This is a genomic window from Streptomyces sp. NPDC048171 (assembly GCF_043202655.1).
Classification (GTDB): domain Bacteria; phylum Actinomycetota; class Actinomycetes; order Streptomycetales; family Streptomycetaceae; genus Streptomyces.
Genome location: NZ_JBIDAU010000002.1, coordinates 113,375 through 128,737 on the forward strand (window position 1 = coordinate 113,375; position 15,363 = coordinate 128,737).

Here is a 15,363-nt window from a genome sequence, read left to right on the forward strand (position 1 = left end):
AAGAGGAGCGGTGTACGTGAGCGAGAGCAACGCGGAGGCCGTCGTGTCGGCCGTCGCCTCCGCCACGGAAGCGGCCACCGAGGCCGCCGCCGGCGGCTGGCGCCGGGCGACCGGCATCGCCGGCGTCGCCATAGGCGTGGTCGCGGCGGGCGCGGCGGCCGGCGTGGCGATAGAGCGGCTGACGGTCGGCCGCGGGATGCGTCAGAAGGCCCGGCTCGCCCTGGACTCGGCGGGACCGTACGGCGGACTGCGCGGCAACCCCGGCAAGGCGTACGCCGACGACGGCACCGAGCTGTACTACGAGGTCGACGACGTCGAACCGGCGGCGGAGTCCGCGCTCACCCGGCGCAGGCGGCGGCTGTTCGGCCGCAAGGAGCCCGCTCCGGTGACCGTCGTCTTCAGCCACGGCTACTGCCTCAACCAGGACTCCTGGCACTTCCAGCGGGCCGCTCTGCGGGGCGTCGTCCGCACCGTGCACTGGGACCAGCGCAGCCACGGCCGGTCCGCGCGGGGCGTGGCCCAGGCGCGGGACGGCCGCCCGGTCACCATCGAGGAGCTGGGCCGGGACCTGAAGGCCGTCATCGACGCGGCCGTGCCCGAGGGGCCGATCGTGCTGGTCGGGCACTCCATGGGCGGCATGACCGTGATGGCCCTGGCCGACGCCTTCCCCGACCTGGTCCGCGAGCGGGTCGTCGGCGTCGCCCTGGTCGGCACCTCCTCCGGCGGCCTCGGCGAGGTCAACTTCGGGCTGCCGGTGGCCGGTGTCAACGCGGTCCGGCGGGTGCTGCCGGGCGTGCTGAAGGCGCTGGGGCAGCGCGCCGAGCTGGTGGAGAAGGGGCGGCGGGCGACGGCGGACCTGTTCGCCGGGATCATCAAGCGGTACTCGTTCGCCACCCGGGACGTCGACCCGGCCGTGGCCCGGTTCGCCGAGCGGATGATCGAGTCGACGCCGATCGACGTGGTCGCCGAGTACTACCCGGCCTTCAACGACCACGACAAGACCGAGGCCCTCGCCCACTTCGCCGGACTGCCGGTCCTGGTGCTGGCCGGCGTGCGGGACCTGGTGACGCCCAGCGAGCACAGCGAGGCGATCGCGGGACTGCTGCCGGACGCGGAGCTGGTGCTGGTCCCCGACGCGGGGCACCTGGTGATGCTGGAGCACCCGGAGCTGGTCACGGACCGCCTGGCCGACCTGCTCGCCCGCGCGGGCGCGGTGCCCGCAGCGGCTACCGTGGACGGCTATGGAAGCACCAGCAGCAGCGCGGGGCCCGGCTGAGCCGGACCGGCCCGTCGCCGAGACCGAGATCACCGTCACCTCCCCCGAGCAGATGCGGGAACTGGGCCGCAGGCTCGCCAAGCTGCTGCGCGCCGGTGACCTGGTGATGCTCAGCGGGGAGCTGGGCGCGGGCAAGACGACGCTGACCCGGGGGCTCGGCGAGGGCCTGGGGGTGCGCGGCGCCGTCACCTCCCCGACCTTCGTGATCGCCCGCGTACATCCCTCGCTCGGTGACGGCCCGCCGCTCGTCCACGTGGACGCCTACCGGCTCTCCGGCGGCCTGGACGACATGGAGGACCTCGATCTCGACGTCTCCCTGCCCGACTCGGTGATCGTCGTGGAGTGGGGCGAGGGCAAGGTCGAGGAGCTGACCGACGACCGGTTGCAGCTGTGGATCCACCGCGCCGTCGGCGACACCACGGACGAGGTGCGGCACGTGACGGTGACCGGCGTCGGCGCGCGCTGGGCCGAGGCCGACATGAGCGTGCTCGCCGGCTGAGCGCGGCCCCGGCGGAAGCCGCCGGGAGTGTTCCGACAAAGCGTCGGCAAAATATTGCGTTCCGGGTCTTGCGCGTGGTCACATGGTACCCAGCTCGTGGTTAGGCATGCCTAACCACGCCGCCCCCGACCTTCAGGAGGCGTCCATGTCCCAGACCGAGCCGCAGACCCGCCGCAGGCCGCAGTCGCCCGCGCTCAGCGGGGTGCCCATGAGTGAACTGCTGGCGTCCTGCGCCGCCGCCGCGGCGGTCTCGACGCCGCCGCGCGCACCCGAACCGGAGGCCCGCGGGCCCGTCCGGGAGCACCGCGAGGCCGCCTGACCTCCCAAGGCTCCGCGCCTCGGGGAGCGACTCGGGGAGTGCCTCAGGAAACGACTCACGGAACGACGACGACCGGCTGCCCGATCGTCGCGAACCGCCACATCGCGTCGCCGTCCGCGCGCGACTCCCGGATGCCGCCGGTGCGCTCGCCCGGATCGGGCTTCGCCGTCGAGCCGTCGAGCGCCGCGCTGAACCCGATGACCACGCCGTCGGTGCTGGTGAACCGCACGACGTGCTCGACCGGGACGCCGTCGGACCCGGTGACCCGGTTGGACCTGGAGGTGACCGCGTAGGTGCCCGGCGCCGGGTCGACCGAGCTGGGCGTGACCCGGAAGGTGCGCCGCACCTTGCCGCCCGCGCCGACCAGCCACACCCGGTCGTCGTCCACGGAGTACACCACCCGTTCACCCTGACCGGATCCGGTCGGCAGCGCCTCGGGGTGCCTGCGGTCGCGCGGTGCCTTGGAGGCGCCCGGGGCGGGTGTGCTGCCGACCTGGGTCCGGCCGAGGCCGGGCGGGACGTTGGCCGACGCCTGGTGGGCGAGGAAGCCGACGGTCGCGAGGGCGGCCGCGGTGAGGCCGGTGACGAAACCGGCGCTGCTGCTTGCCACGGGCGACCACCTCGTCGTCGTACGTCGTGCCTGGGTTCCCCGGCGACGGTAGCAGTCCGTGACGTGCCGGCCGCGCTGTGCGACACGGGTAGGGGCGGGGGCCGCCGACCGAGCGTCCACTGAGGGGCGCGCGGCGCCGTAGGCTGTTTGCGTGCTCTTGCTCGCTCTGGATACCGCCACGCCCGCCGTGACCGTCGCGCTGCACGACGGTACGGACGTCATCGCCTCGTCGAGCCAGGTGGACGCACGCCGGCACGGCGAGCTGCTGCTGCCCGCCGTAGACCGGGTGCTCGCCAAGGCCGGACTGCGGCTCGACGCCGTCACCGGGATCGTCGCCGGTATCGGCCCCGGCCCGTACACCGGGCTGCGCGTCGGCCTGATGACCGCGGACACCTTCGGGCTCGCGCTCGGGGTGCCCGTGCACGGCGTGTGCACGCTGGACGGCCTCGCCTACGCCGCCGACCTGGAGGGGCCCTTCGTGGTGGCGACCGACGCCCGCCGCAAGGAGGTCTACTGGGCGCGCTACGCCGACTCCCGCACCCGCCTCACCGACCCGGCCGTCGACCGCCCCGCCGACATCGCCGGGCAGGTGGCCGGAGTACCGGCCGTCGGCGCGGGCGCGCTGCTGTACCCGGACACCTTCCCGAAGGCGCACGAGCCCGAGCACGTGTCCGCCGCCGCCCTCGCGTGCCTGGCCGCCGAGAAGCTGGCCGCGGGCGAGGAACTGCCCGAGCCCCGGCCGCTGTACCTGCGCAGGCCCGACGCCCAGGTCCCCAAGAACTACAAGGTGGTCACGCCCAAGTGACCGGAGCGACGGAACCCGTGACCCCGGCCGTGGCGGCCGGGCTGCGTGAGATGCGCTGGTGGGACATCGACCCCGTGCTCCGCATGGAACGGGAGCTGTTCCCTGAGGACGCCTGGTCGCGGGGCATGTTCTGGTCCGAGCTGGCCCACGCGCGCGGCCCCGGGGCGACCCGGCGCTACCTGGTCGCCGAGGAGGACGGCCGCCTCGTCGGCTACGCCGGCCTCGTCACCTCCGGGGAGCAGGGCGACGTGCAGACCATCGCCGTCGCCCGGGACCACTGGGGGACCGGCCTCGGCGCACGGCTGCTGACCGAGCTGCTGCGGGCCGCGACCGCCTTCGAATGCACCGAGGTGCTGCTGGAGTGCCGGGTGGACAACACCCGCGCCCAGCGGTTGTACGAGCGGTTCGGCTTCGAGCCCATCGGCTTCCGGCGCGGTTACTACCAGCCGGGCAACGTGGACGCCCTGGTGATGCGCCTGACCGACCCTTCCACCTCCGTACCGGGAACCGAACGAGGAACCGACCACCATGGCTGACTCACGCGACGAGCCCCTCGTCCTCGGGATCGAGACCTCCTGCGACGAGACCGGCGTCGGTGTCGTCCGCGGCACCACCCTGCTGGCCGACGCCATCGCGTCCAGCGTCGACGAGCACGCCCGCTTCGGCGGCGTCGTCCCCGAAGTGGCCAGCCGCGCCCACCTGGAGGCGATGGTCCCCACCATCGACCGCGCCCTCAAGGAGGCCGGGGTCAGCGCCCGCGACCTCGACGGCATCGCGGTGACCGCCGGTCCGGGCCTGGCCGGCGCCCTGCTGGTCGGCGTCTCGGCGGCCAAGGCGTACGCCTACGCCCTCGGCAAGCCCCTGTACGGCGTCAACCACCTCGCCTCGCACATCTGCGTCGACCAGCTGGAGCACGGCGCGCTGCCCGAGCCGACGATGGCGCTGCTGGTCTCCGGCGGCCACTCCTCGCTGCTGCTGTCGACGGACATCACCTCCGACGTCCGCCCGATGGGCGCCACCATCGACGACGCGGCCGGCGAGGCCTTCGACAAGATCGCCCGGGTGCTGAACCTGGGCTTCCCCGGCGGCCCGGTCATCGACCGGTACGCGCGCGAGGGCGACCCGAACGCGATCTCCTTCCCGCGCGGGCTGACCGGTCCGCGCGACCCGGCGTACGACTTTTCCTTCTCCGGGCTGAAGACCGCCGTGGCCCGCTGGATCGAGGCGAAGCGGGCGGCGGGGGAGGAGGTGCCGGTGCGCGACGTGTCGGCGTCCTTCCAGGAGGCGGTCGTGGACGTGCTGACCCGCAAGGCGGTGCGCGCCTGCAAGGACGAGGGCGTCGACCACCTGATGATCGGCGGCGGCGTCGCCGCCAACTCCCGGCTGCGCGCGCTGGCCCAGGAGCGCTGCGAGGCGGCCGGCATCCGGCTGCGGGTGCCGCGCCCCAAGCTCTGCACGGACAACGGGGCCATGGTGGCCGCCCTCGGCGCCGAGATGGTCGCCCGGGGCCGGGCCGCCTCCGACTGGGACCTGTCCGCGGACTCGTCGCTGCCGGTGACCGACCCGCACGTGCCGGGGAATGGGCACGGGCACGGTCACGGCCGCTCGCACGACCACGTCCACGAGGTCAGCAAGGAGAACCTGTACTCGTGACCGTCGCCCTGATGTGGGAGGCGCGGGCCGTGCCCGGCCGGGGCGCGGACCTGCTGGCCTGGACCCGCGCCCAGCCCCTCGCCGGCACCCCGCTCCGCCGCGAGACCCTGCGCGCCCCGCAGGACCGGGTCCTGGTCATCACCTGGTGGGACGCGCCGTACGACGCGGAACTTCCGGAACTGCCCGAACCCGACGGGGACCTGGTCACGAGGGCGGTGCACCGGTGGCGGTTCGAGTCGGTCGGTGACTGATCCGGTGCGGTAAGTGCGGTCATGCATCGATCGTCGATCGGTCCACGCTGTGCGGGCACGGGTGCCCGTCTTGCCGGCGTTCCACAGGCGTTTCGCGGTCGTGCGCGGTGACAGACCTGAGAGGACCCTGTACGTACCGTTCGACCCCGCCCTGCAGTCCCCCGACTGGCAGCTGCGACGGCTGCGACCGGCCACGACGGAGGCGTTCCTCCGGCCGGCCGAACTCGTGACGGAGGAGGGCTGAAGCGACGGGCACGGGAGAGGGGCGTCGAATGTTTTGGCGCGTCGACCGAATGTTTTGGTCCGAGCTCAGTGTGACCATCCGGTCCCCGGACCGTCGAGGGCTTCGTCCAGCGGGCCCGCAGGGATACGATCGCCGCCATGACATCCCCGCAGCCCGCTGAAACCCGGACGCAAAAGCGGTCCGCGCAGACCGCGACCCTCGCCGAGATCGCGCGTGCGGCCGGTGTGTCGGCGCCGACTGTTTCGAAGGTGCTCAACGGCCGCGCCGACGTCGCGCCGTCGACCCGGGCCCGCGTGGAGGAGCTGCTGCGCACCCACGGCTACCGGCGCCGGCGGGCCGAGTCGACCCGTTCGCCGCTGATCGACCTGGTCTTCCACGAGCTGGAGAGCGCCTGGGCGATGGAGGTCATCCGGGGCGTGGAGAACGTGGCCCGGGACACCGGGCTCAGCGTGGTGCTCTCCGAGAGCGCGGGACGCCTCACGCCCGGCCGGACCTGGGCCGACCAGGTCGCCGCCCGCCGTCCGCACGGCGTGATCCTGGTCCTGTCCGGCCTCGACGAGTCCCAGCGGGCCCTGCTCACCAGCCGCTCCATCCCGTTCGTGGTGATGGACCCGGCGGGCGATCCCGGCGCCGACGTGCCGTCCATCGGCGCCACCAACTGGCAGGGCGGACTCGCCGCCACCCGGCACCTGGTCGACCTCGGGCACACCCGCATCGGGGCGATCAGCGGCCCCACCCGGATGATGTGCAGCCGCGCCCGCGTCGACGGCTACCGGGCCGCACTGGAGACCGCCGGGCTGCCGGTCGAACCCGACCTGATCGTGACCGGCGACTTCCACCACGAGGCCGGTTACCGGCGGGGCCTGGAACTGCTGCGCCGCCCCGACCGGCCGACCGCCGTCTTCGCGGGCAACGACCTCCAGGCGCTGGGCCTGTACGAGGCCGCGCGCGAGCTGGGGCTGCGCATCCCGCAGGACCTCAGCGTGGTCGGCTTCGACGACCTGCCGGTGGCCCGCTGGGTGGGGCCGCCGCTGACGACCGTACGGCAGCCGCTGACGGAGATGGCCGAGGCGGCGGCACGGCTGGTCCTGGACCTCGGGCGGGACGACGGCTCCGCGTCGGCGACCCGGGTGGAGCTGGCCACCAGCCTGGAGGTACGCAGCAGCACGGCGGCGCCCGGCACCGTCTGAGCCACGCGGAGCGCCCCGGGCCACGCGGAAGCCCGGGGCGCTCCGCACCCCGGCCGCGCAGGAGTCCGAGTCGCTCCGCAGGCCGAGCCGAGCAGGAGTCCGGGCGGCGCTGCGGTCCGGGCGGCGCCGCGGTCCGGGCCGCGCTGCGGTCCGAGCCGCGCCGAAGTCTGAGAATTTACGCAGAATCCCGACCCGCACGTTCCTGATTCAACAATTCCGACTTATGTTCCCTCCGACGGGGCACTCGCGTGGGGACGCGAACGGGACCGGCTGGGGCGGGGGCGGACGCATGGCTGCGCGGGACGCGCGGGACGGGCACGGTGGGCGCTCGAAGGGGTTCAAGGTGGCAGGCCTGGCGCTGGCCGGGGCGCTGCTGCTCGGGTTCGCCGCGGCGGGCTGGGCGTACTGGCACCTCAACGGCAACATCAACAGCGTCGACATCGAGGGCGCGCTCGGCGACGACCGCCCCGCCCGCCCGGCCACCGTCCCCTCCGCCTCGCCCTCCGCCTCCCCGGTGCCCACGGGCGCCCTGAACATCCTCGTCCTCGGCTCGGACTCGCGCAGCGGGGAGGAGAACCGGGAACTCGGCGGCGGCGACAGCGGGGGCGCCCGCTCCGACACGGCCATGGTCGTCCACCTCGACGCGGGCCGCACCGCCGCCACCGTCGTCAGCATCCCGCGCGACACGCTCGTCGACCGTCCCTCGTGCCCGCTGGAGTCCGGCGACTCGACCCGGGAGGCGAGCAACGCGATGTTCAACACCGCCTACGAACTGGGCGGTCCGGTCTGCGCGGTCAAGACCGTCGAGTCCTTCACCGGCGTCCGCATGGACCACTACATCGAGATCGACTTCTCCGGCTTCGCCAAGCTGGTCGACGCGCTGGGCGGGGTCACCGTCACCACGGACGTGGACATCGACGACGACAAGAGCCACCTGCACCTGGCCGCCGGCACCCACCACCTCGACGGCACCGAGGCGCTCGGCCTGGCCCGCACCCGCTACGGGCTGGCGGGCGGCAGCGACCTGGCCCGGATAGAGCTCCAGCAGAACCTGGTCAAGGCGCTCCTCGAACAGATCGCGACCACCGATCTGCTCACCGACCCCCCGCGCCTCTACCAGGTCGCGGACGCGGTCACCGGCAGCCTCACCACCGACACCGGCCTGGACTCGCTGGGCGAGCTGACCGGCCTCGGCCGCAGCCTCGGGGGCCTCGCGGCGGACGACGTACGCACCGTGACCATGCCGGTGAACCCGGCGCCCTGGGACCCCAACCGGGTGGTCGCCCGCGAGCCGGACGCCGGTGACCTGTGGGAATCGCTGCGCTAGCGGTTCCGCAACGGTCCTCGTAGCGGCCCCGTAGCGGCCCCGTGGCGGCTCCCGGAAAAGTTCTTGAAGAAATCCGGCGGCGGATGTCGATCCGCGCCGCGCCCGTTCGACGCACTGGGTGAGAGGCCGGGGAGCGACCCCGGCCGCCGGACCCGAGGAGTCACCGTGCCCCGCTACCTGTCGCTGATCCGCATCGAGGAGAACGACGCCCTCTCCGGCGGCCCCAGCCCCGAGCTGGTGCAGCGCATGGAGAAGCTGATGGAGGAGATGACGAAGGCCGGCGTCCTGCTCGACACGGCCGGCCTCACCCCGACCGCCGACGGCACCCGCGTCCACTACGAGGGCGGACAGCTGTCCGTCACCGACGGGCCCTTCACCGAGTCCAAGGAGGTCGTCGGCGGTTACGCCCTGCTCCAGGCCAAGGACAAGGCCGAGGCCGTCGAGTGGACCAAGCGCTTCCTGAAGGTGCACGAGGAGCACTGGACGGTCACCTGCGAGGTGCGCCAGCTGATGGAAGGCTGACGTGAAGGGCTGAGCACCGTTTTGCCCGGCCGCCCCGAGGGTGTTGCATGGTGGGCTGTGGAACCGCAGCCCACCGAGGCCCTGGAGACCGTCTTCCGACTGGAGACGCCGCGCGTCGTCGCCGGCGTCGCCCGGCTCGTGCGGGACGTCGGCATCGCCGAGGAACTCACGCAGGACGCCCTGGTCGCCGCCCTGGAGCAGTGGCCGAGGGACGGCGTGCCCGACAACCCCGGCGCCTGGCTGATGGCCACCGCCCGCCGCCGCGCCGTCGACCTGATCCGGCGCCGGGAGACCTACGCCCGCAAGCTCGCGGAGATCGGCCGCGAACTGCCCGCCGAGGCGGGGCCGCCCGAGGAGCCCGCAGGCCCGGACGACATCGACGACGACCTGCTGCGGCTGGTCTTCACCGCCTGCCACCCGGTGCTCTCCGCCGAGGCCCGCATCGCCCTGACCCTGCGGCTGCTCGGCGGCCTGACCACGCCCGAGATCGCCCGTGCCTTCCTCGTCCCGGAGCCGACGGTCGCGCAGCGCATCGTGCGCGCCAAACGCACCCTGGCCACGAAGAACGTCGCCTTCGAGGTGCCGTACGGCCCGGACCGGGCGGCCCGCCTCGGCTCGGTCCTGGAGGTCATCTACCTGATCTTCAACGAGGGGTACGCGGCCACCGCGGGCGACGACTGGCTCCGCCCGGCCCTGTGCGAGGACGCCCTGCGCCTGGCCCGCGTCCTCGCGGCCCTGATGCCGAAGGAACCCGAGGTCCACGGCCTGACGGCACTGCTGGAGTTCCAGGCCTCCCGTACCGCCGCCCGCACCGGCCCCGACGGCGAGCCGGTCCTCCTGCGCGACCAGAACCGCCGCCGCTGGAGCCGGCTGCTCATCGCCCGCGGCATCACCGCCCTCGACCACGCCCATGCCACGGCCGGTCCCGGCGCCCCGGGCCCCTACGTCCTCCAGGCCGCGATCGCCGCCTGCCACGCGACGGCGTACCGCTACGAGGAGACCGACTGGCCGCGGATCGCCGCGCTCTACGGCCTGCTCGCCGCCCGCGCGCCGTCCCCGGTCGTCGAACTCAACCGCGCGGTCGCCGTGTCGATGGCCGAGGGCCCGGCCCCCGCGCTGGCCCTCGTCGACGCCCTGGCCGCCGAACCGGCCCTGCGCGACTACCACCTGCTCCCCAGCGTCCGCGGCGACCTCCTGCTCCGCCTGGGGCGGACGGCCGAGGCGCGCACGGAGTTCGAACGGGCCGCGTCCCTGACCCGCAACGCACGCGAGCGCGACCTGCTGAACCGCCGGGCGGAGGAGTGCGGTTAGGGCCTGTCCGCCGGTCAGGTCCTACGGCTTCCGCACCGGCTGACCGACCAGCATCGTCGGCGCTCCCGCGACCCGGGTCATGAACACGGTCGCCGCGTTCGGCCCCTGCGGCCTGACCTTCCGCCGCAGCTCCTCCGGCTCGACCGCGGACCCCCGCTTCTTCACGGTCAGCGTGCCGACGCGGCGCTCCCGCAGCAGTGCCTTCAGCTTCTTCACGTTGAAGGGCATGAGGTCGGTGATCTCGTACGCCGTGGCGTACGGCGTCGGCAGCAGCTCGTCCGCGGTGACGTAGGCGATGGTCGCGTCGAGCAGCCCGCCGCCGACCTGTTCGGCGACCTCGGCGACCAGATGGGCGCGGATCACGGCACCGTCCGGCTCGTACAGGTACCGGCCGGGTGTGCGGACCTCCGGGTCGGGCAGGCCGGTGCCGGGCAGGGTGCGGGGCCCCGGCAGCAGGGTGGCCCGCACGGCCCCCGCGGCGCCGCCGAACCACAGCACCGCCTCCTTCACGTCCCCGCCGTCGGAGATCCACTCGGCCTCGGCGTCCTGTGGCACCGCCTCGTGCGGAATGCCGGGCGCCACCTTCAGCGCGGCGGCACGGGAGGCCGTACGGGCCGCGCCGACGGCCCAGGACAGCGGCGGCGAGTAGGCCTCGGGGTCGAAGATCCTCCCCCTGCCGCCGCGCCGGGCCGGGTCGACGAAGACCGCGTCGTACCCGCTGGTGTCCACCGCCTCGACATCCGCCTCGCGCACCTCGATCAGCTCGGCCAGCCCCAGCGCCTCGGCGTTGGCGCGCGCCGCAGCGGCGGTCGCCGGGTCGCGGTCCACCGCCAGCACCCGGATGCCGGCCCGGGCCAGCGCGATCGCGTCGCCCCCGATCCCGCAGCACAGGTCGGCCACGGAGGTGACACCCAGAGCCGCGAACCGCTCCGCCCGGTACGCCGCCACGCTCGCCCGCGTGGACTGCTCGACCCCGTTGGCCGTGAAGAACATCCGCCCCGCGTCCCCGGCCCCGAACTTCGCCGCCGCCCGCTGCCGCAGCCGCGCCTGCCACAGCGCGGCCGACACGAGCTCCGCGGGGTGGTCGCGGCGCAGCCGGGTGGCGACGGCCAACTCCCGCGCGGGGTCGGTGTCGCGCACCTCGTCGAGGAGCGCGCGGCCTTCGGGGGTGAGCAGGGAGAGCAGGGCGTCGAGGTCGTTCACCGACTCATTGTGGGCCAGTCGGTGGACGGTGTGCCTCCGGCGTGGTGTCGGGCGGGGTCCGGCGGCCCGGGACTGCGAGGATCCGGCACCATGCGAGCAGTCGTACAAAATGACAAAAGCCGGGCGTCGCGAGTGCTGCGGGCGGCGACTGCCCCCGGACCGCGCGGACGCGCCGCCACCGTCACCGCCGTCCTCGCCCTGGCCGCCCTCGCCGCCGGCTGTGCGCAGGACACCTCGGACGTCCGGGGCGCCCACGGTCAGGAGCCCCTCCAGGCGCCCCCGGCCCGCGCGCTCGATGCGTACGCGGCCAAACTGCGCGCGGCGCAGGCCGCCCGGGTCGCCGCCGCCAAGCGCTGGGACCTCAAAAAGGTCCCGCTGACCCCGCCCGCGCCCCCCGCGAAGAAGCCGGAGATCAAGGCGCGCGAAGGCTTCGAGGTCGACGGCCAGGAGCGGGACGGCCTCCCGCCGGTCTTCACCACGATCCCCACCAAGGACAAGGTCGTCTTCCTCACCATCGACGACGGCGCCGAGAAGGACCGGGCGTTCCTGAGGATGATGAGCGAGCTGAAGATCCCGTACACCGTCTTCCTCACCGACGAGGAGATCAAGGACGACTACGGCTACTTCAAGAAGATGCAGGCCCGCGGGGTCACCCTCAACAACCACACCCTGACCCACCCCTACCTCCCCGGCCTCTCCTACGCGGAGCAGAAGCGCGAGATCTGCGGCATGCAGGACGTCATGGAGAAGCGCTACGGCAAGCGCCCCGTCCTCTTCCGCCCGCCCTTCGGCAACTACAACCGCGACACCCTGCGCGCCGCGAAGACCTGCGGTATCAGGTACGCGCCCATCTGGAGCGAGGAGGTGTTCGTCGACCACTGGGAGTACCGCGAGTGGGACCGGGACCTGCACCCCGGGGACATCGTCCTCACCCACTTCCGGGGCCGCGAGGACTGGGACGGCACCATGACCGAAATGGCCCGGCGCTTCCTGAACCGGATCACCGCCGAGGGCTACGCGGTGGCCCGCCTGGAGGACTACCTGTGAGGCGAGGGCGGTTCGGGCCGGCCGGGGCCGCCCTGGCCGCCGTACTGCTCACCGGGTGCGCCCAGTTCGCCGGCCCCGCCGGACACCAGGCCGCGGTGGAACCGGCCCGGGGCGGCGACCGGTCCGGCGACCAGAACCGGAACCTCCCGCCCGTCGTGGACCACGTCCGCACCACGGACCGGGTCGTCTTCCTCACCTACGACGACGGCGCCGAGCGCGACCCCCGCTTCACCGCCCTGATCCGCGAGCGGCGCCTCCCCGTCACCCTGTTCCTCACCGACACCGTGGCCGGACCGGCGTACGGCCGCTTCGCCGGGCTGCGCTCGGTGGGCGCGAGCCTGCAGAACCACACCCTGGACCACCGCTCCCTGCGGGGCCTGCCCTACGCCGGCCAGCGCGCCGAGATCTGCGGCCAGCAGACCAAGCTCAGGTCCCGCTTCGGCGTCCGCCCCCACCTCTTCCGCCCTCCGTACGGCACGTACGACACCACGACCCTGCGCGCCGCCGCCGACTGCGGCATCACGGCCGTGGTCCTGTGGCGGGCGTCCCTGAACGCCGACGGCCACCTCGCCTACACCCGGGGCGAGCACCGCCTGCACCCCGGCGACATCGTGTCCGTGACCGCGGCCGCCCGCACGGCGGACCTGCTGGACACGATCGAGGACCAGGGCTTGAGAGTGGCCGCCCTGGAGGACTACCTCACTGTCAGCCCGTCCGGCGTTTGAGGACGAGGCCGTCCAGGCCGAAAGGGGGGTCTGGGGGCGCAGCCCCCAGCGAGGCCCACACCCACGCCGGATGCGCTCCACAGACCCGCGTTCACGCGAAAAACCCGGCCGACGCGCCGCAGGCATTGGCACTCCGCTTGACCGAGTGCTAATCGCAGTCATAGTCTCGGCTCTGGCACTCCCCACTGGAGAGTGCCAACTACGCGACGGGCAGGTCCGGCACCCGCGACGACGGATCCACCTGGTCGCCACCTCAGACAGTTAACCCCGTGAGATCTCCGAAGGGGGAGGTCGGATCGTGACGACCACCAGCTCCAAGGTTGCCATCAAGCCGCTCGAGGACCGCATTGTGGTCCAGCCGCTCGACGCCGAGCAGACCACGGCTTCGGGCCTGGTCATTCCGGACACCGCCAAGGAGAAGCCCCAGGAGGGCGTCGTCCTGGCCGTCGGCCCGGGCCGCTTCGAGGACGGCAACCGTCTTCCGCTCGACGTCAGCGTCGGCGACGTCGTGCTCTACAGCAAGTACGGCGGCACCGAGGTGAAGTACAACGGCGAGGAGTACCTCGTCCTCTCGGCCCGCGACGTGCTCGCGATCGTCGAGAAGTAGTACTTCGCTTCACCGAAGCACCTTGCCTTACAGCTGCGCCCCTGGCTCCCGCGACCATAAAAAGCCGGGCGTCGGGGGCGCAGTTGCCGTATAACCCCGAGATTTCCGGAAGAGGGCTCACGCTCCCATGGCGAAGATCCTGAAGTTCGACGAGGACGCCCGTCGCGCCCTCGAGCGCGGCGTCAACAAGCTCGCCGACACCGTGAAGGTGACGATCGGCCCCAAGGGCCGCAACGTCGTCATCGACAAGAAGTTCGGCGCTCCCACCATCACCAACGACGGCGTCACCATCGCCCGCGAGGTCGAGGTCGAGGACCCGTACGAGAACCTCGGCGCCCAGCTGGTGAAGGAGGTGGCGACCAAGACCAACGACATCGCGGGTGACGGCACCACCACCGCCACCGTGCTCGCCCAGGCGCTGGTCCGCGAGGGCCTGAAGAACGTCGCCGCCGGCGCCTCCCCGGCGCTGCTGAAGAAGGGCATCGACGCGGCCGTCGCCGCCGTGTCCGAGGACCTCCTCGCCACGGCCCGGCCGATCGACGAGAAGTCCGACATCGCCGCCGTCGCCGCGCTGTCCGCCCAGGACCAGCAGGTCGGCGAGCTGATCGCCGAGGCGATGGACAAGGTCGGCAAGGACGGTGTCATCACCGTCGAGGAGTCCAACACCTTCGGTCTCGAGCTGGACTTCACCGAGGGCATGGCCTTCGACAAGGGCTACCTGTCGCCGTACTTCGTGACGGACCAGGAGCGCATGGAGGCCGTCCTCGAGGACCCGTACATCCTGATCAACCAGGGCAAGATCTCCTCCATCGCGGACCTGCTGCCGCTGCTGGAGAAGGTCATCCAGGCCAACGCCTCCAAGCCGCTGCTGATCATCGCCGAGGACCTGGAGGGCGAGGCGCTCTCCACCCTCGTCGTCAACAAGATCCGCGGCACCTTCAACGCCGTCGCGGTGAAGGCCCCGGGCTTCGGCGACCGCCGCAAGGCGATGCTCCAGGACATGGCCGTCCTCACCGGCGCCACGGTCATCTCCGAGGAGGTCGGCCTCAAGCTCGACCAGGTCGGTCTGGACGTACTCGGCACCGCCCGCCGCATCACCGTCACCAAGGACGACACCACGATCGTCGACGGTGCCGGCAAGCGCGACGAGGTCGAGGGCCGCATCAACCAGATCAAGGCCGAGATCGAGTCCACGGACTCCGACTGGGACCGCGAGAAGCTCCAGGAGCGCCTCGCGAAGCTGGCCGGCGGCGTGTGCGTGATCAAGGTCGGCGCCGCCACCGAGGTGGAGCTGAAGGAGCGCAAGCACCGTCTGGAGGACGCCATCTCCGCGACCCGCGCCGCGGTCGAGGAGGGCATCGTCTCCGGTGGTGGCTCCGCGCTGGTCCACGCCGTCAAGGTGCTGGACGGCAACCTCGGCAAGACCGGCGACGAGGCCACCGGTGTCGCGGTCGTCCGCCGCGCCGCCGTCGAGCCGCTGCGCTGGATCGCCGAGAACGCCGGCCTGGAGGGCTACGTCATCACCTCCAAGGTCGCCGAGCTCGACAAGGGCCAGGGCTTCAACGCCGCCACCGGCGAGTACGGCGACCTGGTCAAGGCCGGCGTCATCGACCCGGTGAAGGTCACGCGCTCCGCCCTGGAGAACGCGGCCTCGATCGCCTCCCTCCTCCTGACGACCGAGACCCTGGTCGTCGAGAAGAAGGAAGAGGAGCCGGCCGAGGCGGGCCACGGCCACGGCCACGCCCACTGAGCGACACGCTCGTAGAAGGGCCCG

At 72.9% G+C, this 15,363-nt stretch carries 17 protein-coding genes; 15 read left to right on the forward strand and 2 right to left on the reverse strand.

What is annotated here, in order from left to right; all coding sequences use genetic code 11:
- Window positions 1–16: 16 nt before the first annotated feature.
- The 3 genes from ACGF3J_RS04935 to ACGF3J_RS04945 all read left to right on the forward strand — a co-directional run bounded on the left by ACGF3J_RS04935 (window position 17) and on the right by ACGF3J_RS04945 (window position 2,094).
- Window positions 17–1,276: an alpha/beta fold hydrolase gene (locus tag ACGF3J_RS04935; RefSeq protein ID WP_161327679.1), complete on the forward strand. Its 1,260-nt coding sequence runs from the start codon at window positions 17–19 to the stop codon at window positions 1,274–1,276.
- Window positions 1,242–1,775 (forward strand): tRNA (adenosine(37)-N6)-threonylcarbamoyltransferase complex ATPase subunit type 1 TsaE, encoded by a 534-nt coding sequence (gene tsaE / locus ACGF3J_RS04940; RefSeq protein WP_161327678.1) that lies wholly within the window; start codon window positions 1,242–1,244, stop codon window positions 1,773–1,775. Before ACGF3J_RS04935 ends, tsaE begins: the two co-directional genes overlap by 35 nt.
- A 145-nt stretch (window positions 1,776–1,920) precedes the next feature.
- A complete protein-coding gene (locus ACGF3J_RS04945; RefSeq protein WP_202557797.1) occupies window positions 1,921–2,094 on the forward strand; it encodes a hypothetical protein in 174 nt (57 codons plus the stop codon).
- A 55-nt stretch (window positions 2,095–2,149) separates the two neighbouring features.
- On the opposite strand, the gene ACGF3J_RS04950 is transcribed toward ACGF3J_RS04945, so the two are convergent.
- A complete protein-coding gene (locus ACGF3J_RS04950) occupies window positions 2,150–2,704 on the reverse strand; it encodes a hypothetical protein (protein WP_161327677.1) in 555 nt (184 codons plus the stop codon).
- A 151-nt stretch (window positions 2,705–2,855) separates the two neighbouring features.
- Here ACGF3J_RS04950 and tsaB point away from each other — a divergent pair, with 151 nt between their 5' ends.
- The 8 genes from tsaB to ACGF3J_RS04990 all read left to right on the forward strand — a co-directional run bounded on the left by tsaB (window position 2,856) and on the right by ACGF3J_RS04990 (window position 10,007).
- Window positions 2,856–3,509 (forward strand): tRNA (adenosine(37)-N6)-threonylcarbamoyltransferase complex dimerization subunit type 1 TsaB, encoded by a 654-nt coding sequence (gene tsaB / locus ACGF3J_RS04955; RefSeq protein WP_161327676.1) that lies wholly within the window; start codon window positions 2,856–2,858, stop codon window positions 3,507–3,509.
- Between the two features lie 50 nt (window positions 3,510–3,559).
- On the forward strand, window positions 3,560–4,045 hold the full coding sequence (gene rimI, locus ACGF3J_RS04960) for a ribosomal protein S18-alanine N-acetyltransferase (protein ID WP_161327696.1): 486 nt from the start codon (window positions 3,560–3,562) through the stop codon (window positions 4,043–4,045).
- Window positions 4,038–5,162 carry a tRNA (adenosine(37)-N6)-threonylcarbamoyltransferase complex transferase subunit TsaD gene (gene tsaD, locus ACGF3J_RS04965; protein ID WP_161327675.1) on the forward strand — a complete coding sequence of 375 codons (1,125 nt, stop codon included), beginning with the start codon at window positions 4,038–4,040 and terminating at the stop codon, window positions 5,160–5,162. The genes rimI and tsaD overlap by 8 nt, the downstream gene beginning before the upstream one ends.
- Window positions 5,159–5,413: a hypothetical protein gene (locus ACGF3J_RS04970; RefSeq protein ID WP_161327674.1), complete on the forward strand. Its 255-nt coding sequence runs from the start codon at window positions 5,159–5,161 to the stop codon at window positions 5,411–5,413. The genes tsaD and ACGF3J_RS04970 overlap by 4 nt, the downstream gene beginning before the upstream one ends.
- A 381-nt stretch (window positions 5,414–5,794) precedes the next feature.
- On the forward strand, window positions 5,795–6,847 hold the full coding sequence (locus tag ACGF3J_RS04975; protein ID WP_161327673.1) for a LacI family DNA-binding transcriptional regulator: 1,053 nt from the start codon (window positions 5,795–5,797) through the stop codon (window positions 6,845–6,847).
- 289 nt (window positions 6,848–7,136) lie between these two features.
- A complete protein-coding gene (locus ACGF3J_RS04980; protein ID WP_161327672.1) occupies window positions 7,137–8,174 on the forward strand; it encodes an LCP family protein in 1,038 nt (345 codons plus the stop codon).
- Window positions 8,175–8,339: 165 nt separating this feature from the next.
- Entirely contained in the window at window positions 8,340–8,696 is a 357-nt protein-coding gene (locus ACGF3J_RS04985) for a YciI family protein (protein WP_122615791.1), read from the forward strand.
- Between the two features lie 57 nt (window positions 8,697–8,753).
- The gene (locus tag ACGF3J_RS04990; protein WP_161327671.1) at window positions 8,754–10,007 is read left to right on the forward strand and encodes a sigma-70 family RNA polymerase sigma factor; all 1,254 of its coding nucleotides are present in this window, start codon (window positions 8,754–8,756) and stop codon (window positions 10,005–10,007) included.
- A gap of 21 nt (window positions 10,008–10,028) precedes the next feature.
- Here ACGF3J_RS04990 and ACGF3J_RS04995 read toward each other — a convergent pair whose 3' ends face one another.
- Window positions 10,029–11,210, reverse strand: coding sequence for a class I SAM-dependent methyltransferase (locus ACGF3J_RS04995; protein ID WP_346346020.1), 1,182 nt, complete (start codon window positions 11,208–11,210; stop codon window positions 10,029–10,031).
- A 90-nt stretch (window positions 11,211–11,300) separates the two neighbouring features.
- Here ACGF3J_RS04995 and ACGF3J_RS05000 point away from each other — a divergent pair, with 90 nt between their 5' ends.
- From ACGF3J_RS05000 to groL, 4 genes are all read left to right on the forward strand, one after another.
- Complete coding sequence (locus ACGF3J_RS05000; protein ID WP_161327669.1) at window positions 11,301–12,257, forward strand: polysaccharide deacetylase family protein; 957 nt, start codon at window positions 11,301–11,303, stop codon at window positions 12,255–12,257.
- Window positions 12,254–12,982 carry a polysaccharide deacetylase family protein gene (locus tag ACGF3J_RS05005; RefSeq protein WP_161327668.1) on the forward strand — a complete coding sequence of 243 codons (729 nt, stop codon included), beginning with the start codon at window positions 12,254–12,256 and terminating at the stop codon, window positions 12,980–12,982. Before ACGF3J_RS05000 ends, ACGF3J_RS05005 begins: the two co-directional genes overlap by 4 nt.
- Before the next feature lie 298 nt (window positions 12,983–13,280).
- Window positions 13,281–13,589: a co-chaperone GroES gene (gene groES, locus ACGF3J_RS05010; protein ID WP_003974211.1), complete on the forward strand. Its 309-nt coding sequence runs from the start codon at window positions 13,281–13,283 to the stop codon at window positions 13,587–13,589.
- Between the two features lie 127 nt (window positions 13,590–13,716).
- Window positions 13,717–15,339 carry a chaperonin GroEL gene (groL, locus tag ACGF3J_RS05015; protein WP_161327667.1) on the forward strand — a complete coding sequence of 541 codons (1,623 nt, stop codon included), beginning with the start codon at window positions 13,717–13,719 and terminating at the stop codon, window positions 15,337–15,339.
- Window positions 15,340–15,363: the final 24 nt, after the last annotated feature.